Origin of the sequence: Lactococcus garvieae subsp. garvieae (assembly GCF_029024465.1) — a bacterium.
Lineage (GTDB): Bacteria > Bacillota > Bacilli > Lactobacillales > Streptococcaceae > Lactococcus > Lactococcus garvieae.
The window spans coordinates 1031396-1054412 of the sequence record NZ_CP118950.1 but is presented as its reverse complement, the minus strand read 5'-3'; the positions used below and the strand labels follow the sequence as shown (position 1 = coordinate 1054412).

The 23017-nt window shown below is 37.3% G+C and carries 19 protein-coding genes and 2 pseudogenes; 16 read left to right on the top strand and 5 right to left on the bottom strand.

Going from position 1 to position 23017, the window contains the following annotated elements:
* Window position 1: 1 nt before the first annotated feature.
* From PYW30_RS05220 to hpf, 9 genes and pseudogenes are all read left to right on the top strand, one after another.
* On the top strand, window positions 2-1360 hold the full coding sequence (locus PYW30_RS05220; protein WP_042217725.1) for an FAD-dependent oxidoreductase: 1359 nt from the start codon (window positions 2-4) through the stop codon (window positions 1358-1360).
* A 158-nt stretch (window positions 1361-1518) separates the two neighbouring features.
* Window positions 1519-2665, top strand: a pseudogene (locus PYW30_RS05215) (cystathionine gamma-synthase).
* Window positions 2666-2775: 110 nt separating this feature from the next.
* Window positions 2776-3324: a DUF6036 family nucleotidyltransferase gene (locus PYW30_RS05210; RefSeq protein ID WP_042217729.1), complete on the top strand. Its 549-nt coding sequence runs from the start codon at window positions 2776-2778 to the stop codon at window positions 3322-3324.
* Entirely contained in the window at window positions 3325-3606 is a 282-nt protein-coding gene (locus PYW30_RS05205; protein ID WP_004257210.1) for a hypothetical protein, read from the top strand. It begins immediately after the preceding gene.
* A 67-nt stretch (window positions 3607-3673) separates the two neighbouring features.
* Window positions 3674-5047, top strand: coding sequence for a M24 family metallopeptidase (locus PYW30_RS05200; RefSeq protein ID WP_042217731.1), 1374 nt, complete (start codon window positions 3674-3676; stop codon window positions 5045-5047).
* A gap of 298 nt (window positions 5048-5345) precedes the next feature.
* Window positions 5346-5909, top strand: a complete 564-nt coding sequence (gene ahpC, locus PYW30_RS05195) for an alkyl hydroperoxide reductase subunit C (RefSeq protein ID WP_042217733.1) — start codon at window positions 5346-5348, stop codon at window positions 5907-5909.
* 58 nt (window positions 5910-5967) lie between these two features.
* A complete protein-coding gene (gene ahpF, locus PYW30_RS05190; protein ID WP_042217735.1) occupies window positions 5968-7497 on the top strand; it encodes an alkyl hydroperoxide reductase subunit F in 1530 nt (509 codons plus the stop codon).
* Between the two features lie 164 nt (window positions 7498-7661).
* Window positions 7662-8279 carry an FMN-dependent NADH-azoreductase gene (locus PYW30_RS05185; RefSeq protein WP_042217737.1) on the top strand — a complete coding sequence of 206 codons (618 nt, stop codon included), beginning with the start codon at window positions 7662-7664 and terminating at the stop codon, window positions 8277-8279.
* 110 nt (window positions 8280-8389) lie between these two features.
* Window positions 8390-8947, top strand: coding sequence for a ribosome hibernation-promoting factor, HPF/YfiA family (gene hpf, locus PYW30_RS05180; RefSeq protein ID WP_004257223.1), 558 nt, complete (start codon window positions 8390-8392; stop codon window positions 8945-8947).
* 49 nt (window positions 8948-8996) lie between these two features.
* Here the strand turns inward: hpf and PYW30_RS05175 are convergent, their stop codons facing one another.
* A complete protein-coding gene (locus tag PYW30_RS05175) occupies window positions 8997-9833 on the bottom strand; it encodes a DUF368 domain-containing protein (RefSeq protein WP_042217739.1) in 837 nt (278 codons plus the stop codon).
* A 224-nt stretch (window positions 9834-10057) separates the two neighbouring features.
* Here PYW30_RS05175 and PYW30_RS05170 point away from each other — a divergent pair, with 224 nt between their 5' ends.
* The 7 genes and pseudogenes from PYW30_RS05170 to trmFO all read left to right on the top strand — a co-directional run bounded on the left by PYW30_RS05170 (window position 10058) and on the right by trmFO (window position 19328).
* On the top strand, window positions 10058-10678 hold the full coding sequence (locus PYW30_RS05170; RefSeq protein WP_004257227.1) for a GntR family transcriptional regulator: 621 nt from the start codon (window positions 10058-10060) through the stop codon (window positions 10676-10678).
* 205 nt (window positions 10679-10883) lie between these two features.
* Window positions 10884-12086: a quaternary amine ABC transporter ATP-binding protein gene (locus tag PYW30_RS05165; RefSeq protein ID WP_014024780.1), complete on the top strand. Its 1203-nt coding sequence runs from the start codon at window positions 10884-10886 to the stop codon at window positions 12084-12086.
* The gene (locus PYW30_RS05160) at window positions 12079-13803 is read left to right on the top strand and encodes an ABC transporter permease/substrate binding protein (protein ID WP_004257235.1); all 1725 of its coding nucleotides are present in this window, start codon (window positions 12079-12081) and stop codon (window positions 13801-13803) included. Before PYW30_RS05165 ends, PYW30_RS05160 begins: the two co-directional genes overlap by 8 nt.
* Window positions 13804-13944: 141 nt before the next feature.
* Complete coding sequence (budA, locus tag PYW30_RS05155) at window positions 13945-14643, top strand: acetolactate decarboxylase (protein WP_042217741.1); 699 nt, start codon at window positions 13945-13947, stop codon at window positions 14641-14643.
* Window positions 14644-14730: 87 nt separating this feature from the next.
* Window positions 14731-15600: pseudogene (gene dprA, locus PYW30_RS05150) on the top strand (DNA-processing protein DprA).
* A 188-nt stretch (window positions 15601-15788) separates the two neighbouring features.
* Window positions 15789-17939 (top strand): type I DNA topoisomerase, encoded by a 2151-nt coding sequence (topA, locus tag PYW30_RS05145; RefSeq protein ID WP_042217744.1) that lies wholly within the window; start codon window positions 15789-15791, stop codon window positions 17937-17939.
* Between the two features lie 45 nt (window positions 17940-17984).
* Complete coding sequence (gene trmFO / locus PYW30_RS05140) at window positions 17985-19328, top strand: methylenetetrahydrofolate--tRNA-(uracil(54)-C(5))-methyltransferase (FADH(2)-oxidizing) TrmFO (RefSeq protein WP_042217745.1); 1344 nt, start codon at window positions 17985-17987, stop codon at window positions 19326-19328.
* A 72-nt stretch (window positions 19329-19400) separates the two neighbouring features.
* On the opposite strand, the gene PYW30_RS05135 is transcribed toward trmFO, so the two are convergent.
* From PYW30_RS05135 to PYW30_RS05120, 4 genes are all read right to left on the bottom strand, one after another.
* Entirely contained in the window at window positions 19401-19622 is a 222-nt protein-coding gene (locus PYW30_RS05135) for a hypothetical protein (RefSeq protein WP_042217747.1), read from the bottom strand.
* Between the two features lie 70 nt (window positions 19623-19692).
* Window positions 19693-20754: a tyrosine recombinase XerS gene (gene xerS, locus PYW30_RS05130; protein WP_042217748.1), complete on the bottom strand. Its 1062-nt coding sequence runs from the start codon at window positions 20752-20754 to the stop codon at window positions 19693-19695.
* 762 nt (window positions 20755-21516) lie between these two features.
* Window positions 21517-22569, bottom strand: a complete 1053-nt coding sequence (locus PYW30_RS05125) for a zinc-binding dehydrogenase (protein WP_042217750.1) — start codon at window positions 22567-22569, stop codon at window positions 21517-21519.
* A gap of 12 nt (window positions 22570-22581) precedes the next feature.
* Entirely contained in the window at window positions 22582-22965 is a 384-nt protein-coding gene (locus tag PYW30_RS05120; protein ID WP_004257261.1) for a cupin domain-containing protein, read from the bottom strand.
* Between the last annotated feature and the right edge of the window lie 52 nt (window positions 22966-23017).

Sequence of the window (23017 nt, the reverse complement as noted above, 5' to 3'; positions counted from 1 at the left end):
TATGGAGAAAAGGACATTTAAGAATCTGATTATTGGTTTTGGAAAAGCAGGGAAAACCCTTGCTAAATCATTGGCCAATAAAGGGGAATCCGTAGCAATTGTCGAGCAATCTACGCGGATGTACGGGGGGACTTGTATTAATATCGGCTGTATTCCGTCTAAATCTCTAATTGTAAATGGCCAAAAAGGTGAAGCTTTCACTGAGGCAGTCCTTCAAAAATTCAGCCTTGTTGAAAAGCTGAATAAAAAGAATTACCATATGATTGCGGATGAGCCCAATGCAACTGTAATTGATGGTAAAGCACGATTTCTTTCTGATCATGAGGTGGAGGTTTCAGAAGAAGGAAAGCCGGTAATGCTGGTTCAAGCTGAACGTATTTTTATTAATACGGGCGCGCGTGCTATACTGCCTTCGATTCTTGGTATGTCGGAGAGTAAAAATCTTGTGACATCGACAGGGCTGATGGACTTACAAGAAAAGCCTGAACGTCTTCTTATTGTGGGGTCTGGTTATATTGGACTTGAATTCGCATCCATGTTTTTGTCTTATGGGTCAAAAGTAACGATCATTGACTCCCACAGTATGTTTTTACCACAACAAGATAGAGATGTTGCGCAGCGCATAAAACAAGATTTAGAAGATGCCGGTGCAGTCTTCAAACTCGGCTATGAGATAAATGGTGTTTTTGATCGTAATGAAGAAAGCATCCTCAACATTACAAGAGAGGGTCAAGCAGAAGAAATACATGGAGATAAAATTCTACTTGCTACAGGTCGTAAGCCTAATACTTCTGGATTAGGGTTAGAAAATACTTCGATCAAGGTAGGCGAGGCTGGACATATCTTAGTGAATGAAAAGCTTGAAACTTCAGTTCCAAATATTTGGGCTTTGGGGGATGTACATGGTGGACCACAATTTACCTATACTTCATTGGATGATTTTCGCATCATTGAAAGTCAACTTTATGGCGATAAATCTCGAACATTAAGTAATCGAGGTGAACTGGCAAGCAGTGTTTTCATCACACCAACCTTGTCTAATATAGGATTAACCGAAACAATAGCCCAAGCTCAGGGTACCAGGTACCGTTTGTTCCGTTTAGAAGCTACAGCGATTCCAAAGTCTGCTGTGCTGGGACAAAGTAAAGAACTACTTAAAGCACTCGTAGACCCAGAAACACAAGAAATATTAGGTGCAACTCTTTATGCTGAAGAATCACATGAAGTAATAAATATTTTGTCTCTTGCGATAAAAGCAAAATTACCTTACACCATGTTAAGAGATCATATTTACACACATCCCACTATGAGTGAAGCTTTAAATGATCTTTTTGCTCCAGCAAATGAAGTGAAACTATAAGTTAAAAGCCCTTATTTAAAGGGCTTTTCTCTTATAAATTCTACATCTCCGCTTGATATAAAAAAATTAAAAGTCCGATATAAAATTACATAAAGTCAGTGAAAGATAATCTGCATTATAATAAATAAACAATTAAAAAGAGGTGAAATATGCGTGAGATGAAATTAAAAACAAAGATGATTCACGGTGGCATCAGTGAAGATGCTACAACCGGAGCGGTTTCTGTTCCTATCTATCAAGTGTCGACATATAAGCAAGATGGTCTAGGTCAGCCCAAAGCCTATGAATATTCAAGATCTGGGAACCCTACGCGTCATGCTTTAGAGAAACTTATTGCCGACTTAGAAGGGGGGGGTGCAGGGCTTTGCTTTCGGCTCAGGTTTAGCTGGTATTCATGCCGTTCTTTCTATTTTTAAATCGGGGGACCACTTGATTTTAGGTAATGATGTTTATGGGGGAACTTTCCGCTTAATGGATAAAGTCATGTCTAATTTTGGTTTAGAATATGATTTGGTGGATTTGACAGACATTGCTGCTTTAAAAGATAAGATTAAAGCCTCAACCAAGGCCATATATTTTGAAACGCCTTCCAATCCTCTGATGACTGTTTTAGATATCCAAAAACTTGCAGATATTGCTAAGGAAAATAATCTACTGACAATCGTTGACAATACTTTTGCCACACCTTACTTCCAACGTCCCTTAAGTTTAGGTGCGGATATTGTCTTGCATTCCGGCACGAAGTACCTTGGTGGACATTCCGATGTTGTTTCAGGGCTTGTCACAACAGATAAAGAAGATTTGGCTGAACGTATCGCCTTCATGCAAAATTCAATTGGTGGTGTTTTAGGTCCTCAAGATAGCTGGTTGGTTCAAAGAGGAATCAAAACTTTGGCACTTCGTATGGAGGCTCATGCTAAAAATGCTCAAAAAATTGCAGAATATCTTGAAGCATCAGAGGAAGTGAGCAAAGTCTATTATCCAGGTCTCCCGCAAGATCCAGGATATGAGATTGCTTCCCAACAAATGTCTGGTTTTGGAGGAATGCTTTCTTTCGAGCTTAAGGATGAACGTAAAGTCAAAGACTTTGTCGAAGCTTTAGAATACTTTACTTTAGCTGAATCCCTCGGTGGTGTAGAAAGTCTGATTGAAGTACCTGCAGTGATGACGCATGCTTCAATACCGAAAGACATTCGTGAAGCAGCGGGCATTAAGGATGGACTGATTCGCCTATCTGCAGGTATCGAAGATATCCATGATTTATTGGAAGACTTGAGTAAGGCTTTTGAGAAAATGAACTCTTAAAACACCATGAGGTGTTTTTTTATTATGTAAAAGAGAGGAAAAACTCTTTTTTTATAAGACACGGTATGCTATAATCAAGAAGAGAGATTTCAAAAGAAAGTATATAATTTATGAATTACAATAAGTTGTTTATACGTTTGAATGAAAAATTAGCAGAAAATGATATCCATTTAAGCTTACAGTGTGTGGGTGGTTTTGTCTTGGAGTATCATGGACTAAAAGCTACAGAAGATATTGATGCCTTTTATGACTCCACTGCGAAAGTTGAGGAAATTATTGCTGAGATTGGGCAAGAATTTCATGTCGGAACTGCTAATGAACCTTGGCTAAGTCATTCTATCGGGCATATCATGTCACTTTCTGATGAGGATAAAGTTTTAATCTTTGAGGCAAGTCATCTCGACGTCTATTTGTCTTCCTTGCAGTCCGTATTGATTGACAAAATTCAAGTCGGAAGAGCCAAAGATATTCCTGATATTGCTCAGATTATGAAGAAGCTAAACATTGAGCGTCCAGATACACTCCTTGATTTGCTCAACAGCTATTCCGAAGGGACTTCTGATCCTGCAGTTGTTTTAGAAGCTTACGGTCTCGCTTATGGCGAAGAAGCATTAAAAAATTATTTAAAAGAAAATCCCGAACTTTTGAGGCTATTATAAATGAATTGGAAAGAATATTTTGAAGCTGCGGCTCAAAAATCAAGAGGAAATGCGAGGCTCTGGCTCCGCTATTTGAATAAAGCTATCCAGCGTGATCAAATCTATTTGACACAAGATGATATTGAATATCTGCAACAGTCAGATCGCTTATCCTATTTTCAGCGTTTTTTCCTGACTTTAGCGGTTGAGGAGGGAAGCAAGGCCTGGGAAATGACCGTTTCTTTATCTGAACCTTCTCAGTTTTCACGCTTAAAAGCCGTTGTCCAAGAGTTAAAAAATTAATAGAATATAAAGTAAGAAATAAGAATTGCTAAAGCGGCAGTTCTTATTTTGACAAAAGGAGCCAAAGATGATTCAACTCACAAAAATTAAGCCCCCAACGCTTGAAGAAAACTTAAGACCAGTTGTGCTGACAGACGAAACAATGAGACAAAGAAAGCAAAATCTACTTGATAAAATGAATCAGGAGAATTTTGAGCGCTTAATTATCTATGCGGACCTGGAACATGGCAGTAACTTTGAGTACCTTACAGGGTTTCTCCCGCGTTTTGAAGAAGCCTTGCTTGTACTTCATAAAGATGGGAAAGCCTATCTTGTTTTAGGTAATGAAAACCTAAATAAAGCAGATAAGGCAAGAATAAAGGCAGAAGCTGTACATATGCCACATTTTTCTCTACCTAATCAGCCTATGCATCGACAAGAAACTGTTGAAGAAATCTTAAGTCAATGTGACCTAGAGCGCGCGCAAAAGATTGGTCTGGTGGGTTGGAAAAATTTTACCAGCACAAAAGAGAACAATGATCAGCTTTTTGATTTACCTCATTTCTTAGTTCATGCTATCCAAAGCTTATGTCCTAAAGCCAAGCTAGAAAATGCGACACGGCTCTTTATTGGGGAAAAAGGCGTTCGCACAACAAATAATGCAAACGAATTTGCCCATTATGAATTTGGTGCCGCCTTAGCAGGCCGCTGCATGTTACAAGCCATGAATCAGATAGCGCTTGGAAAAACCGAAATGGAAGTCGCAAGAGCATTATCTGATCTCGGACAAGCACATAATGTCGTTACAATAATGGCGACAGGGGAACGTTTTGTAAAGGCCAATATCTACCCAAGCAATAAAGTTATTAAAAGGGGAGACAAACTTTCCCTAACGACAGGGTATAAAGGAGGACTTCAAAGTCGAGGAGGCTATGCTGTGAGCCAAGCTTCGGAGTTACCAGAGGAAGAGAAAGATTATCTCTCGGCTGTCGCACAACCTTACTTTAATGCTGTAAAAACGTGGCTGGAAACGATAAAAATAGGGATGCAAGGCCAAGAGCTGTATAACAAAATAGAAGAAGTTTTACCACAAGAAAAATACGGATGGACGCTAAACCCTGGTCATCTTTCCGCTGATGAGGAATGGATGAGCTCACCCGTTTACCCACAGTCAACAGAACGTATCGAGAGCGGTATGCTATTCCAGATTGATATCATTCCATCTGTTCCTGGTTATGGTGGTGTAAGCTGTGAGAGTGGAATTTTCATGGCAGATGAATCGTTAAGAAAAGAAATACAGGAAGCATATCCTGACATTTGGGCGCGCGTGCAAAACAGACGCGCTTATATTCAAAAGGAATTAGGGATTACACTCTGTGATGAAATTCTTCCAACAAGTAGTGCAACAGCTTATCTACGTCCCTTTATGCTGGATAAAACGTTAGCTTTGACTGCAAAATAAAAAGCCCAATCAGGCTTTTTTTATTTTTAAATAGAAAGAGTTGAGAATTTTTTCAATTAAAAATTAATTATATATTATTGGATATATTATTGGAGGAATATTTTGAACCTGTGAAAGAATCTTCTATGAGGCTGAACAGGAGTACTGAGCATCCTAAACCAAAAGTGTAACGATTTAGAAGTGTTAAGCGCTTTATTTTCTCTGAAAATTTGAACATATCTTTTGACTAACATTATTCATTTTGTGATAATTATTAAAGAAGCAATAAAAATTAATAGAAAAATTGGAGATGAAAATCATGTCATTAATCGGAAAAGAAGTTGAACATTTCGTCACTGAAGCTTATCAAAACGGCAAGTTCTTGACAGTAAATTCAGATGATCTTAAAGGAAAATGGAACGTCATTGTCTTTTATCCTGCGGATTTCTCTTTTGTTTGTCCAACAGAATTGGAAGATTTACAAGAGCAATACGGTATTCTTAAAGACTTAGGTGTAGAGGTTTATTCATGTTCTACTGATACACATTTCGTCCATGCTGCTTGGCATGAGCACAGTGAAGCTATTGGGAAAGTAGATTATCCAATGCTAGCTGACCCCTCACAAAAGATTTCTCGTATTTTTGATGTATTGGATGAAGAATCTGGTTTATCACAACGTGGTTCATTTATCATTGACCCAGATGGCGTTGTCCAAGCTGTAGAAATTACTGCAGATGGTATCGGTCGTGATGCAAGTCAATTAGTAGATAAAGTGCGTGCTGCACAATATATTCGCAAAAACCCAGGTGAGGTTTGCCCGGCTAAATGGAAAGAAGATGCGGAAACTCTAACACCTGGTTTAGACTTAGTTGGTAAAATTTAATTTAATAAGGCGAAGTAGATTACTCGCCTTATTAAGCTAAAAAGAATGGAAAGATAAAATGTTAGAAGAAAATCTTAAAGCACAACTCAAGCAATATTTAGAGCTTTTAGAAAATGATATTGCATTACGCGTCAAAGCAGATCCTGAAGATGCCAATGGTAAAAAAGTACGGGATTTTGTTAATGAAATTGCTGAAATGTCCCCACGCATAAGTGTTGAAGAAGCTAAATTAGTCAAAGCACCTGGCTTTTCTGTCGTCCGCAAGGGAGAAATGAGAGGCATTGCTTTTGCTGGTATTCCTTTAGGTCATGAATTTAACTCGCTTGTGTTGGCACTTTTACAAGTAAGTGGTCGTGCACCAAAGATTGAAGAAGACCTCAAAAAACGTATTCAAGCTATCGATAAGCCTTATCATTTTGAAACTTACGTCAGTTTGACGTGTCACAACTGTCCAGATGTTGTCCAAGCCTTGAATATCATGAGTGTTCTTAACGAAAATATTACCCACACGATGATTGAAGGGGGCATGTTCCAAGACGAAGTCAAATCCCGTGGTGTAATGGCTGTACCAACAGTTTTTGTTAATGGTGAGGAATTTTCAAGTGGACGCATGAGTCTTGAAGAAATATTAAATAAACTCGTGGGTCAAGCTGGAAGTGAAGAATTTGACGACAAAGATCCTTATGATGTTCTTGTTGTTGGTGGGGGTCCTGCAGGTGCAAGTGCGGCAATTTATGCAGCCCGTAAGGGGATACATACAGGGATTTTAGCAGAAAAATTCGGTGGTCAGCCATTAGAAACTCTAGGTATTGAAAACTTTATCGGTACAACTTATACTGAAGGTCCTAAGTTGGCTGCCCAACTGGAAGAGCATGTGAAAGCCTATCCAGCCGACATTATGAAAACGCAAAAGGCAGTCAAATTAGAGAAAAAAGATCTGCTTGAAGTGACACTGGAAAACGGTGCAGTCCTTCAATCAAAGACAGTTGTATTATCAACGGGAGCCCGTTGGCGTTCACTCGGTATCCCGGGCGAGGAGGAATTCAAAAACAAAGGAATTGCTTATTGTCCGCATTGTGATGGCCCGATCTTTGCAGGTCAAAAAGTTGCCGTAGTTGGGGGAGGAAACTCTGGGATTGAAGCAGCCATTGATTTAGCTGGTGTAGTTGAACATGTGACTGTTTTAGAATTTTTACCAGAGCTTAAAGCGGATAAAGTTTTACAAGAAAAACTCTATTCCTTGGATAATGTTACCGTTCTAACTAATGTAGAAACAAAAGCTATTCATGGGACAGATAAAGTTGAAAGTCTAGATTATGTCGAGCGTGATACTCAAAAAGAAGTAAACCTCGAATTATCAGGTGTCTTTATTCTTATCGGTCTTGTCCCTAATACAGAGTGGCTTGAGGGAGTAGTAGAGCGTAACTCACGAGGCGAAATCATTGTCGATAAGCAAGGGGCTACTAATGTACCTGGTGTATTTGCTGCAGGGGATTGTACAGATTCAGCTTATAAACAAATTGTAATTGCTATGGGAAGTGGTGCAACAGCTTCGCTAGGTGCCTTTGACTATATCATTCGTCACTAAAACTAAAACCATCTTGTAATGTCTCAAGATGGTTTTATTATCTCTTGAGTTTGTGCTAAGTTTCACGTACTAAAATTGTAGCATTCACAAAATGTTTTTGCTATAATATTAAAGTAAAAATTGTTTACAAATGTAAATTAAATAAAATCTTGGAGGATTTATTAATGACTAAATTACTTGTTGTAAAAGGACATCCCTTGACAGCTGAGGACAGCTTCTCAATCAAAGGCTTGGATACTTTCGTATCAGCCTATAAGACTGCAAATGCAGATGATGAAGTAGAAGTGCTCGATGTTTTCTCTGCCAACATTCCTGAAATTGATCAAGACATGGCCTCTGCCTTTATTGCGATGCAAAATGGTGTAGACTTTACTGCCTTGTCTGAATCACAACAAGATAAAGTTGCACGTTTTGGTGCCTTTACAGAACAATTTCTCTCAGCAGACAAGGTAGTCATTGCAAGTCCATTGTGGAACCTTATGATTCCTGCTAGCCTTAAAAAATGGATTGATACAGTCAATGTTGCTGGTAAAACTTTCCGTTACACAGCAGAAGGACCAAAAGGTTTGGCAACCGATAAGAAAGTTATGCATTTGCAAGCAAGCGGTGGGATGTACAATGGTCAAGATACAGGTAGCCAGTACATGAAGACAATCTTTGAATTCATTGGTACAGACTTCTCTTCACTTAGTGTTGAAGGGCATGCTTACCAACCTGAAAAAGCGGAAGAATTCTTGGCTGAATTCCTTGGTAAAGTAGAAAAAGCAGCACAAGAGTTTTAATTCTAGAAAATCTCGGATATTAGTTGACCCATATTTATTTTTATATTAAAATTAAATAAGAAATAAATAAAAGAAAGAGCATTTCTTTGAAATGCCATGGGAACAACCTTATGATTAAATTTAGTATTCGTGCTGAAAATGTGGAAATTACAGATGCAATTCGTTCATATATCGAAGATAAAATTGGTAAATTAAATAAATACTTTAATGATGGACATGAGGTTACGGCCTACGTGAATATTAAATCTTATTCCGATAAGCGTAATAAGGTTGAAGTAACTGTGCCAGCTAAAAATGTAACTTTAAGAGCTGAAAACACTACTTTAGATGTACTTGCAGCTATTGATTTAGTAGAAGAAAAGTTAGAACGACAAATTCGTAAGTATAAAACGCGTGTAAACCGCAAATCAAAAATGAATGTCCCTACTGGATTAGCCTTTGGTGACGAATTTGCTCCATTAGACGCCACAGATGAGATTGATGAAGATACTGTAAAAATCGTCCGGACGAAACATGTTGATCTTAAACCGATGGATGCGGAAGAGGCAGTACTTCAGATGGATATGCTTGGCCATGATTTTTATGTATTCTTGGACGCCTATACGAATCGTACAAGTGTCGTTTATCGACGTGCCGATAAGAATATTGGATTAATTGAAACAGACTAATACAAAAAGACTGGTTGATAACCAGTCTTTTTTATTTTGAAATTAATCTTTATTTATATTTTTCTTCCAACTTACTCATCCATAGACCTAAGACAAGACCAATTACAAAGAGTAGGGCACTCATAAAGAAGGTTGAAACTGTTGCTCCAGCATAATTGATAGCTTCAGCACTTTGTGTAGGTACTACAATCAGTAATGTGCTCGAGAGCACTAAACCGATGATAAAGTTGTAAACTTTGGAGTGGAAATTAATCAGAAGTTTCTCCATTAATTTTGAAAAACTTACCAGAGCAAATAATCCACCAATGGCAATAGGAAGAAACACACCGAAAATGTCACGGTTTTTAAAACCTTCGAGCATCGGAGAGAAAAGTCCAAGAATCAAAAGAAGGTTTGATGGACTAAGTCCAGGTACTAAAACACCCAAGGCAATTAAAACACCTGCAAGGAAGAAGCCAAAGAAGTTTGCCGGAACCGTTCCTGCGTTGGCAGGTAACATATATAAAATAAGTGTTGACAAAATAAATGTGAGGATTAAAGTAAAAGTATCACTTTTATCACGAGCTTTTTGACGTGTGCTTTCTTTAAAGAGAGAAGGAAGAGTCCCTAAAATTGCACCAGCAAAGCCCCACAACACAATTATCTGATAATGAGCCAAAACCCACTCAAGAGGTCGACTAAGGAGAACTAAGCCTAAAATTCCACCAATACCAACAGGAAGGAAGAAAAGAAAATTCTTCTTGAAATCCTGACGAATATGAGCCAAGAAATGAAGCATACGTTCATAAATCCCTAAAATGGCTGCAAGAACCCCGCCAGAAACACCAGGAAGAATGAAGCCAAGAGCAATAATCATTCCTTTAATCAATCGAAAAATCCAGTTCATATTATCACTTTCTATTTTTAAACTTTTCCGACTATTATATCATAGATTACTTACACGAAACATATTTATCATACAAGTCGACAAAACACAAACTAGGATATATTCGAAATTTTACACTTTAAAAATAATTTTACTATCTTTTTTTGTATTTTTACATTAAAATAGAAGGCATAATGCATTTTTATATGATGATAGTATACGGATAAATAAAAAAGGAGGAAGAAGTGAAAGAGGTTAGACAACCGAAATATCAGCAAATTGCCATATTAATTGCGGAAAATATTGTACGCAACGAATTAAAAATTGGTCAAAAAATTTATGCAAGATCCACCTTAGCAACAACTTTTGGTGTTTCTCCCGAAACCGCACGAAAAGCAGTGAGTATTCTTAGTGATTTAGGGATTGTGGATTCAATCCATGGAAGTGGGGTTGTTATTGCTTCACGTCAAAAAGCGCAAGAGTTTTTGACCCAACATCAAGAAGTTAAGTCAATTCAGGACTTACAAGCTGATATTTTGAAAAGTGTTGCACGTCAGCAAAAGGAACTTGCCAACTTCTCATCTACTTTAGACAAACTCGTTGGACAAACAGCGCATTTTCAAAAATCCAACCCCATGACTCCGATTGAACTTGAGCTCAATGAACCCTCCGAAAACTTAGGTAAAACTATCGGAGAAATGAATTTGTGGCAAAATACAGGCGCAACTGTTATTGCCATCTTACAGAATGACGAGTTAATTATTTCGCCAGGACCTTATGCAACATTGAATCAATACGATACTTTGTATTTTGTTGGTGGAGCAGATTCTTTACAAATTATTCAAAATTTCTTTTATAAAAGTTAGTTTTGACATTGAAATATATCTTTCTATAGAGACCTACAATAAGGTCTGGTGCTATAGAGGGATTTTTTTCATATTTGGACGATTTAAGATATTTGTAAGTTTACTTATTTGACAAAGTGACAATACCTTGTTATTATGGAATGGTCACTTTGATGAATATTAAATAATGAAACGTATTTAATTATTAAGAGTAAAGGAGAATATTTTGCCAGTAAAAATTAAAATTGAGCACTTAACCAAAATATTTGGTAAACGTGTAAAAACTGCTTTGGCAATGGTCGAGCAGGGTGATTCGAAAAATGAAATTTTAAGAAAAACAGGTGCGAGCGTCGGTGTTTACGATGCCAACTTTGAAGTAAATGAAGGCGAAATTTTCGTTATTATGGGACTTTCTGGTTCAGGGAAGTCCACACTATTACGTTTGCTTAATCGTTTGATTGAGCCAACAAGTGGCAAGATTTTCATTGATGGTGAAGATGTTGCGACGTTAAATAAAGAAGATTTGCTGAAAGTGCGTCGTAAAACGATGAGTATGGTCTTCCAAAATTTTGGTCTCTTCCCTCATAGAACTATTCTTGAAAATACAGAATATGGTTTAGAAGTACAAAATGTACCAAAAGAAGAACGTCGCAAGCGTGCTGAAAAAGCTTTAGACAATGCCAACCTGCTTGATTTTAAGAATCAATATCCGAACCAACTTTCAGGAGGGATGCAACAACGTGTCGGCTTAGCGCGCGCTTTAGCTAATGACCCAGAAATCCTTCTGATGGACGAAGCTTTCTCAGCTTTGGACCCGTTGATTCGTCGTGAAATGCAAGATGAACTTTTGGAACTTCAAGCGAAATTCCAAAAAACAATTATTTTCATTTCGCATGACCTTAATGAAGCGTTACGTATCGGTGATCGTATTGCCATCATGAAAGATGGTAAAATCATGCAGATTGGTACAGGTGAAGAAATTCTTACTAATCCTGCTAATGATTACGTTAAAACCTTCGTGGAAGACGTTGATCGTGCAAAAGTTATTACAGCAGAGAATATTATGATTCCTGCCTTAACAACGAATATTGACATCGACGGTCCAAGTGTTGCGCTTAAAAAGATGAAAACAGAAGAAGTAAGTTCTCTAATGGCTGTCGATAAAAAGCGTCAATTTTATGGGGTTATTACCAGTGAAGCAGCAGTTCAAGCAAAACAAGCAAATAAATCTCTTCGCGAAGTTCTCATGACAGATGTTGGACAAGTTGGTAAAGAAACATTAGTAAGTGATATCTTACCTATCATATACGACTCTCCAACACCTGTTGCCGTGGTAGATGATGAAGGATTCCTCAAAGGTATTCTCATCCGCGGACGAGTACTTGAAGCTTTAGCAGACGTAGACGATGAGGAGGTAAATAATGATTGAGTTAGCAATAGGTAAGATACCCTTAGCAGATTGGGTTTCGACTGCAACAGATTGGATTACAAGTAATTTAAGTGCTGGTTTTGATATTATTCAAAAATCCGGTACAGCAATTATGGATACAGTAACTGCAGGACTTACAGCTGTACCCTTTTGGTTAATGATTATTGTGGTTACATTCTTGGCAGTTTTAGTTTCAGGACGTAAAATTGCCTTCCCTATCTTTACATTCTTAGGTTTAGTTCTTATTGCCAATCAAGGTTTATGGACAGACTTGATGAATACAGTAACATTGGTCTTGCTCTCTAGTTTAGTTTCTATTATTATCGGTATTCCTTTAGGTATATGGATGGCTAAGTCCGAACTTGTTGCTAAGATTGTGCAACCAATATTGGACTTCATGCAAACCATGCCCGGTTTCGTTTACTTGATTCCGGCCGTTGCTTTCTTTGGTATCGGTGTGGTTCCTGGTGTATTTGCCTCTGTTATCTTTGCTTTGCCTCCAACAGTTCGTATGACAAACTTGGGTATTCGTCAAGTTTCAACTGAATTGGTCGAAGCAGCAGATTCTTTTGGTTCAACACCAAGACAAAAACTCTTTAAGTTAGAGTTTCCTTTGGCAAAAGGAACAATTTTAGCAGGTGTTAACCAAACAATTATGTTGGCACTCTCAATGGTTGTTATTGCTTCAATGATCGGTGCACCTGGACTTGGACGCGGCGTCTTAGCGGCTGTTCAATCTGCGGATATCGGTAAAGGTTTTGTAAACGGTATTGCTTTGGTTATTTTAGCTATTATCATTGACCGTTTCACTCAAAAACTTAACGTTGCCCCAACTGAAAAACAAGGCAATCCACAGCTTAAAAAATGGAAGAAAAGAGGAGCGCTGGTAGCTCTTATCGTTCTGATCATTGGTGGAATTTCTGGTGTTACACTTAAAAAAACAGCAGCAGATAAAAATGTTGAGCTTGTCTATATGAATTGGGATTCAGAAGTTGCATCTATTAACGTGTTGAGTCAAGCTATGGAGCAACATGGGTTTGATGTTAAGAAGACAGCTTTAGATAATACAGTTGCTTGGCAAACTGTGGCGAACGGTCAAGCTGACGGTATGGTTTCTGCTTGGCTGCCAAACACCCATGAAACACAATGGAAGAAATTCAGCAAATCTGTTGAATTGCTTGGCCCTAACCTCAAGGGAGCTAAAGTTGGTCTTGTTGTTCCAAGCTACATGAAAGCAAACTCTATTGAAGACCTTAAAGATCAAGCGGATAAATCTATTATCGGTATTGAACCTGGTGCTGGTGTTATGGCCGCAACAGAAAAAGCCCTGAAAGATTATGATAACTTGAAAGATTGGAACTTGGTACCATCGTCTTCAGGTGCGATGACTGTTGCCCTTGGTGAAGCTATCAAACAACATAAAGATATCGTAATCACAGGTTGGTCACCACACTGGATGTTTAATAAATATGATTTGAAATATTTAGAAGATCCTAAAAACTCAATGGGTAAAGCTGAAGACATCAACACCATTGTACGTAAAGGACTTAAAGAAGATAATCCTGAAGCTTATAAAGTATTAGACAAGTTTAACTGGTCTCAAAAAGATATGGAATCTGTAATGCTTGATGTTCAAAATGGTAAAACACCAGAACAAGCAGCAGCAACATGGATTAAATCTCATAAAGAACAAGTTGATAAATGGTTTGAAGACTAATACATAGTTCATTAAAGACTAAGCAATATGCTTAGTCTTTTTTAGAAGATGTCCTAAAAAATAATCCGTATTTTTATCGTGACAGTGATAATATGGTAAAATTAGAGTATTGAAAATTCCAAAATTTGAAAGGAAAGAAAAATGAAATTATTTCAACACAACACCCTTGCAGCTTTGATGTCAGGACTTTATGAAGGGACTTTAACGATTGGAGAGCTATTGAAAAAAGGTGACTTTGGTATCGGGACCTTGTCAGGTATCAATGGCGAGTTGATTGTCTTGGACGGCAAAGCTTATATTGCAACAGGCGACAAAAAAGTACGACAAGTAGAAGATAATGAAACTGTCCCTTATGCTGCCGTAGCGCATCATGATGCAACACTTTCTTTCCAACAAGAAGAAAAAATTGGCAGCGAAGAACTCTTTGAAAAAATTGAAAATGAGTTTAATAGTGAAAATACCTTTTATACGATTAAAATGACTGGTGATTTTGATATGATGCATGTGCGCATGGCCCCAGGCGCAGCGGAAGGAGAACCCTTTGCTAAAGTAGCAGAAAATCAACCTGAATATAAGGAACATCAAGTCGTGGGAACTATTGTAGGCTTTTGGACACCCGAAATGTTTCATGGTGTAAGTGTTGCTGGTTACCATTTGCATTTTCTTGCTGATTCCTGCAATTTTGGTGGCCATATTTTAGGATTTACGGGCTTTTCCGGAAAAATAGAAATAGGCCAGGTGGACGCCTTGGAGCAAAACTTCCCAACAAAATCACAAAATTTCCTCCAAGCCAAATTTAATCTTGAACAACTCAAAAAAGATATTGAGCAAGCGGAATAAAAAAACTGCAGAAATGCAGTTTTTTTATGTGAAAAGTTTCCATTTTTTGCGTATTAATTAATGAATAACACCAAAAATGGAGGCTTCATGATTAGAAATTTTGAAATATTGCGTTTGAAAAAAGCAGGAATGTCGAATCTAGGGATTTTGAAACTGATTGACTATCAAGAGAGGCATGAAGCAAAACTTACTTTACGACAGTTAGCGAGGATTGCAGAAGTCAAAGCTGTTCCTAATTTTATTGAGAGTTACAAGAGTCAGGATGTGAAACGACTTCGAGAGCAATATAAGACCTTCCCCTCCTTTTCCATCTTAGACGACATTTATCCTGAATGGCTGAAAGAAATGTATAATCCCCCGACTCTCCTTTTTTATCAAGGAAATCTTAAGTTGCTTAATTTCCCTAAACTCGGATTTGTCGGGAGCCGTGAGATGTCTAAAGAAGCACCTAAAATTACATACAAACTTATTGAGGAATTAAAACAAAGCTTTGTTATAGTGAGCGGGTTAGCACGCGGTGTTGACACTTCTAGTCATGTAGCTGCTATAAAGCAATAAACACCAACCATTGCTGTCATTGGTAACGGCTTAGATATTAGTTATCCAAAAGAAAATCGTAAATTACAAGAGTATTTAGCAACTCATGAATTGGTTTTATCAGAATACCTTGTAGGAGAGCCGCCCCTTAAGTTTCATTTTCCAGAGAGAAATAGAATCATTGCGGGTCTTTCTCGTGGAATTGTCGTTGTTGAAGCAAAGCAACGTAGCGGTAGCCTCATCACAAGTCGTTATGCCTTAGAGGGAAATAGAGAAGTCTTTGCTGTACCTGGAGATATTTTGAACAGAAATGCCTCTGGCTGTAATCAATTAATCAAGCAAGGTGCAGCCAAGCTTATCACTCATGGTCAAGATATTTTGGATGAATTTTATTTATATGAGGGTAATTTCCTTCCTTAATTTTTTATAAAAATTGAAAATTTATAAATCCATATAAAATGAGTAAAAACAACGATTAAAAGCACTTTTTATCTTTTAATAAATGTTTAATTCTCCTATAAGAAAAACACTTTTTATTTTATTACTTGACATCTGACCTAAAAGCCTATATTATTAGACTATTGAAAATTGAAAAAATAGGTAAATATATGGCGAAAGCAAGTGAAAAACAAACAACTACAAAAAAGAAAACGAGCAGTAAAAAAACTGCGAGTAAAAAGAAAACAAAAATTGTTAAAGGCAAAAATCTCGTAATTGTTGAGTCACCTGCTAAAGCAAAAACAATTGAAAAATATTTAGGACGAAACTATAAAGTTGTGGCATCTGTTGGTCATATACGTGATTTGAAAAAATCAACAATGTCCGTAGACATCGACAATGATTATGAGCCACAATATATTAATATCCGTGGAAAAGCGCCACTGATCAATTCTCTTAAAAAAGAGGCCAAAGCCGCAAAAGCTGTTTATCTGGCAAGTGACCCGGACCGAGAAGGAGAAGCCATTGCTTGGCACTTGGCACATATTTTAGGTCTTCCTTTGGAAGATAAAAATCGGGTTGTTTTTAACGAAATCACTAAAGATGCCGTTAAAAATGCATTTAAAGAACCCCGCAGTATTGATGTTGATTTGGTCGATGCACAACAAGCTCGTCGTATTTTAGATCGTTTAGTGGGGTATTCAATCAGTCCAATCCTTTGGAAAAAAGTTAAAAAAGGATTATCGGCTGGCCGTGTCCAGTCTATCGCCCTTAAATTGATTGTGGATCGAGAAAACGAAATCAATGCTTTCATCCCCCAAGAATATTGGTCAATTGATGGTGAATTTAAAAAAGGAGCTAAAAAGTTTAAAGCTGCTTTCTGGGGTGTTGACGGCAAGAAGCGAGCACTAAATAACAACGATGATGTTATGGAAGTGATGTCACGGTTGTCTGGTCCAGATTTCGATGTTGATAAAGTAGAGAAAAAGGAACGTCGGAGAAATTCGCCGCTGCCATACACAACAAGCTCCATGCAACAAGATGCAGCGAATAAAATTAATTTCCGTACACGGAAAACCATGATGGTTGCCCAACAGCTTTATGAGGGGCTCACATTGGGGGTACAAGGTCATCAAGGGCTGATTACCTATATGCGTACCGATTCAACGCGTATCTCTCCAGTGGCGCAAGGCGTGGCTGCAGATTTCATTACAGATCGTTTTGGCGCTAAGTATAGCAAACATTCTTCAAAAGTTTCTAATAAAGCTGGTGCTCAAGATGCCCATGAGGCAATTCGTCCCACCAATGTCCTTAATACACCCGAAGCAATTGCGAAATATCTAGACAAAGATCAGTTAAAGCTTTACACTTTAATTTGGAATCGCTTTGTTGCAAGTCAAATGACTGCTGCTATTTTTGACACAATGAAAGTTAACCTTTCGCAAAATGGTGTGATTTTCATTGCCAATGGCTCACAAGTTAAATTTGATGGGTATTTAGCAATCTATAATGACTCTGAGAAAAACAACATGCTTCCTGATATGGCCGCTGGAGATGTTGTTAAGAAAGCAAATCTTAAACCTGAACAACACTTTACTCAACCGCCTGCACGTTACAGTGAAGCAACCTTGATTAAAGTGTTGGAAGAAAATGGAGTTGGCCGCCCATCAACATATGCACCAACGCTTGAAACAATCCAAAAACGTTATTATGCCCGTTTAGTGGCCAAACGTTTTGAACCGACTGAACTAGGTGAAATTGTAAATAAACTTGTGGTTGAATTTTTCCCAAACATTGTAAATACGGAATTTACAGCTGAAATGGAAAAAGATCTGGATAAAGTAGAAGAAGGACAGCGCCGTTGGGTTGATGTTGTTGATCAATTTTATAAACCTTTCGCCGTTGAACTTGAAAAAGCCGAAGTTGAAATGGAAAAAATCGTCATTAAAGACGAACCGGCTGGTTTTGATTGTGATGTTTGTGGGCATCCAATGGTGATTAAGTTGGGACGATATGGTAAATTCTATGCATGCAGTAATTTCCCAGAATGTCACAATACTAAAGCCATTGTGAAAGAAATTGGCGTAACTTGTCCAAGTTGCCACAAAGGGCAAATCATTGAGCGTAAGACAAAGAAAAACCGTCTTTTCTATGGTTGTGACAGATATCCAGAATGTGAGTTTACAAGCTGGGATAAACCTGTTGGGCGTTCTTGTCCAAAATGTGAGCACTATTTGGTAGAAAAGAAAGTACGTGGCGGTGGCAAACAAGTTGTATGTAGCAATGAAACTTGTGACTACAAAGAAGAAAAACAAAAATAAAAGCACTTTACATAATTAATTTTATGTTTAATATAGAAAGTTATAATGAATAAAACACATATAAACGTTATTGGCGCAGGTCTTGCGGGTTCTGAAGCTGCTTATCAAATTGCAAAACGCGGTATTCCTGTCAAACTTTACGAAATGCGTGGCGTTAAAGCAACTCCTCAGCATAAAACCGACAAATTCGCAGAGCTGGTTTGTTCGAATTCTTTCCGCGGAGCAGCAATTACAAATGCTGTGGGACTACTGAAAGAGGAAATGCGTCGTTTAGATTCTGTTATGATGCAAGCTGCAGAAAAAACACAAGTTCCAGCTGGTGGGGCTTTAGCCGTTGACCGTGAAGAGTTTTCAGCTTTTATTACCCAAGCTGTTTCGGAAAACCCTTTGATTGAGGTGATCCGTGGTGAGATTACAGATTTACCTAACTTAGATGAAGAGATTACGATTATTGCAACTGGACCTTTAACAAGTGACGCTTTAGCTGCAAAAATTCATGCGTTTAATGGCGGAGATGGTTTTTATTTCTATGATGCTGCAGCTCCAATTATTGATGCAAATACAATAGATTACGACAAGGTTTATAAAAAATCTCGTTACGATAAAGGAGAAGCAGACTATATCAATTGTCCAATGACAAAGGAAGAGTTCAATAACTTCCAACAAGCCTTAATTACTGCTGAAGAAGCACCACTCAACTCATTTGAGGATTTAAAGGTTTTCGAAGGCTGTATGCCAATCGAGGAAATGGCTAAACGTGGTTATAAAACAATGTTGTTTGGACCAATGAAACCTGTTGGGTTAGAATATCCTGATTCATATACAGGGCCACGGGATGGTGATTTTAAAACGCCTTATGCTGTTGTACAGCTGCGTCAAGATAATGCTTCAGCATCTTTGTATAATATTGTGGGCTTCCAAACTCATCTTAAATGGGGTGAGCAAAAGCGTGTGTTCCAAATGATTCCTGGGCTAGAAAATGCTGAGTTTGTACGTTATGGGGTAATGCATCGCAATTCATACATGGATTCTCCTAACCTGCTCAAGCAAACTTTTCAATCAAGAAAACAAGAAAATCTTTTCTTTGCAGGTCAAATGACTGGCGTAGAAGGTTACGTTGAATCAGCAGCAAGTGGTTTGGTTGCTGGAATAAACGCTGCTCGCCTTTTCAATGGTGAAGAAGAGATTATATTCCCACAAACAACAGCTATTGGTGCCCTCCCCTATTACATTACACATACGGACAGTAAACATTTCCAACCAATGAATGTGACCTTTGGTATTGTCAAAGAACTTGACGGTCCACGTATTCGTGATAAAAAAGAACGTTATACTAAGGTTGCTGAGCGAGCATTAGAAGACTTAAGCCAAATCATTGAAAAAATGTAATAATAAAAACCTCTAAATTAATGGAGGTTTTTATTATTATGTAATTTTTACATAAATATATTTATGTAAAAATTACATGCTTATGCTTAAAATGTCATCTAAAGCGATTCTCCGCACCACATTTCCTTCTTTAATATAAAGCAAATCATAGTCAATACCAAAAATTTTACCCTGAGAAGTCGTTTCTTGTGAATTTTCCAAAAAGCGTATACGAATGGGTTTTTGTCTGCTCCAAGCATATTTCATTTCGTACATAATTTCTTGCTGTGACATTTTTAGAGTAGTATTATTCATTCTATTCTTTCTACTTATAATTTTTTGTCTTAAGTTAAATTAATAGTCCACTTAATTCTACCAATCTTACTTATAGTTCGTCAAGTGCATTTTTCTGTTCTTGACTAATAATATGTGTATAGAGGTCTGTAACTTGCGTTGAAGAGTGTCCAAGCTGATGACTTACAAGAACTTGAGAATTGGTTTGTGCATACAGACGAGTTGCTAAAGTGTGACGAAGTTTGTGCGGTGTAATCCTTACTTTAAAGGCTTGCGAGTATTTAGAGACCAACTTTTCAATGCTTGATCCATCAATCCGAGAAGCTTGCCCCCGGTAAATAGACAAGAAGAAGGCTTTGTTATTTTTTTCTGGTTTATAGCGCTGTTCCCGAATTTCTAAGTAGTTGAGTAGATAAAGCTCAGCAAACTTTGCAATATTTACGGCATCACGTTTGCCCCCTTTACGTGTAACTTCAACAACCAATGTCTTCATGTTCAAATCAGATATGTTGATATTAACAGCTTCAGAAAGACGTACTCCAGAAGCCAACATCAACGCAATAATTGCTAAATCACGTTCCTTATTTTTATTAAAAGAAGAGAGCGCTCGATTAGACAAGCTTTTTTCGTATTCATTATCAATAAAATCTAGAAACCCTTGTGTTTCATCACCTAAAAACAGTTTGCCTTTAATATTCTCTGCCCTTGAAGCCAAGGTTTCTCTATTTTTTTGAATTTGAACTTTTTTCATAACATTACGATAAAAGTAAGGCTCACCATTTATTCCTTCAGCTTGCTCCGTAAGGTATTTAAAAAGGCTAGAAAGCGCAGCTAAAGTACGTTTTACAGAATTTTGTGTTAGCCCAGACTTATTATTTTGACGTGGTTTTTCACGTAAGTAGAGGATATAACCCTCAATGTCAGAACGTGCAAGATTTTCTAATGTATCTAAATCGATACCAGCAATATTTTTTGCTTTGCTGACATCGCTATCAATAAGCCAATTAAAAAATCTCTCGTATTCTAAAAGATATTGATAAAGCGTAGTCAAGCTATAAGGAATACTAAGCTTTGATTGATAATATTCTAAAACGAAGTTGGGCATACGTTTTTTTATGCGATCAATATTTGCGAGTAGAAGTTCACGTTTCATAGTTTTTTAAGTATACCATAAATTTACAAAACTTTCAAGAATATTATAGTTTTTCGGAAAGATGTCATAGGATATCCCACGATCTCTTTAAACTATATACTCAGCAAGTTTAATAAATTCTTCCTATAATTTATTTTTTTCGAATATAATTATACCATAACTTCTAAAAATAAATAGGTTTGAACTTGACTGTTGAGCCATTTAAAGTAATTTTCTATTGAAGTTTACTAGGCTACATTAAAAGATAAAATATATAAACAAATATCAATAACAGGTTAAAATATATCCAAATATAAAAACTCCGTAATACGGAGTTTTTTATTGACTTATTTTGTTTTATCTGTACCGTTGACATGTACGGCTCAGATTATCTTCACTTTATCTATCCATCGTGGTGTTATTGCGATAGATTATATTATATACTTTTATTGGACATCTTTCCGAAAAACTTGCGTTATAAGTTTTATTTATTTGTTGTATCGAACTATAAAACGTTCAAACCATCTTTTAAAACAGTGTTAATAAAGGGGCCAAGTTGTTGACTCACAAGTACTTTACAATAAGGTAGGGCAAACTTTGCTATTGGAACAAAGTCCTCATCATTAGTTTTAATGCAGATACTAGAAGCTAAAAACAAACTAACTTATAATTTTTTTGTTTAATAACTGCTTCTCGCTAATTCTTATTGATATTTTTGATTCTACAGTCAAAGTATGATTATTTTAAAGAGCTACAAAATTATTTTTTCTGTTTATTTGTAATTTAAAAACTTTTGGACATAACAATCATAGATTTGATTGTTTTACGGTCTTGCATATCTTGATAAGCTTGATTAATATTCTCTAAATCATAAGTTTGAGTAAATACGCGTCCAGGATTAATATTTCCGTCTAGGACTTCTTTTAGCAAGAATTGTTTATCATATGTCGTTACAGATGCTGAGCCCCCAGCAATTGAAATATTTTGTGCAAATGTAGAACCAAGCGGACGGTTATTATAGTGAGGAACACCAACAAAACCAACGCGCCCCCCATTATGAAGCACTCGGAGTGCTTGATCTATGGCTGATTCAGTGCCAACACACTCGAGAGCAGCATCCGCACCGCCACCTAAAATTTCACGAACTTTTTCAATTCCTTCTTCTCCACGTTCAGCAATAACATCTGTTGCACCTAACTCCAAGGCTAATTTTTGACGATCTGCATGACGACTCATCAAAATAATTTGAGAAGCGCCTCGCATTTTAGCGGCTATTACCGCACACTGACCGACAGCACCATCCCCAATAACTACGACTTTATCTCCTCTTTGTACATTGGCGCATCTTGCAGCATGGTAACCTGTAGGCATAACATCTGCCAGAGTAAGTAAGGACTTTAACATACCTTCAGTATAATCGGAGGGTTGTCCTGGGATTTTTATTAATGCCCAATTTGCATAGTGGAAACGAATATATTCTGATTGAAAACCATTTGACCAGTTTGAACCTCCAAGGTGTCGATCACATGTCCCATCGAATCCTGAACGACATGCATCACATTCACCACATCCATGTGTAAAGGGAGCAATTACAAAGTCACCAGGTTTCACTGTTGTAATAGCAGATCCGATTTCTTGTACAATACCAATGGCCTCGTGCCCTGTATTTTCAGAGTGGGCTTCCTTGTTGTCTCCATGGCCATACGACCATAAATCTGATCCACAAACACAGGCACAGACAACTTTGATGATAACATCATCTTCTGCTTGTAATTTTGGTTTTTCCACTTCTTGAACTGTTACCAAACCTGCTTTTTCAAAAATTGTTGTTTTCATTATCTATTCTCCTTACAAATTTTCATACTCATCTGTTACTTTTTCTAACCAAGTAGTAGTTCCCTTACCAATTGCAATATGACTAAACCAAGAGGTTTTTGTTGCACCATGCCAGTGTTTGACCCCGTCTGAAATGCTTACGACATCTCCTTTAGCAAGCTTTCGAGCAGGCTTTCCAGCTTCTTGGTACCAGCCCTCTCCATCTGTGACAAGAAGGATTTGGAAACCATTGTCATGCGTATGCCAATCATTTCTAGTTCCTGGCTCAAACGTAACATTATTAACTGAAATATCGCCTTGACTTGCTAAAAATTTTAAATGAGAATCTCCAATAAAAAATTTTGCATAGTCAATATTTAAGTCACCTTTACCAAATAATGGATTAAAATCTGTCATTATTCTTTCTCCTCTCTTATTGTAAATTCATTATATACCCTAGAGTACACTT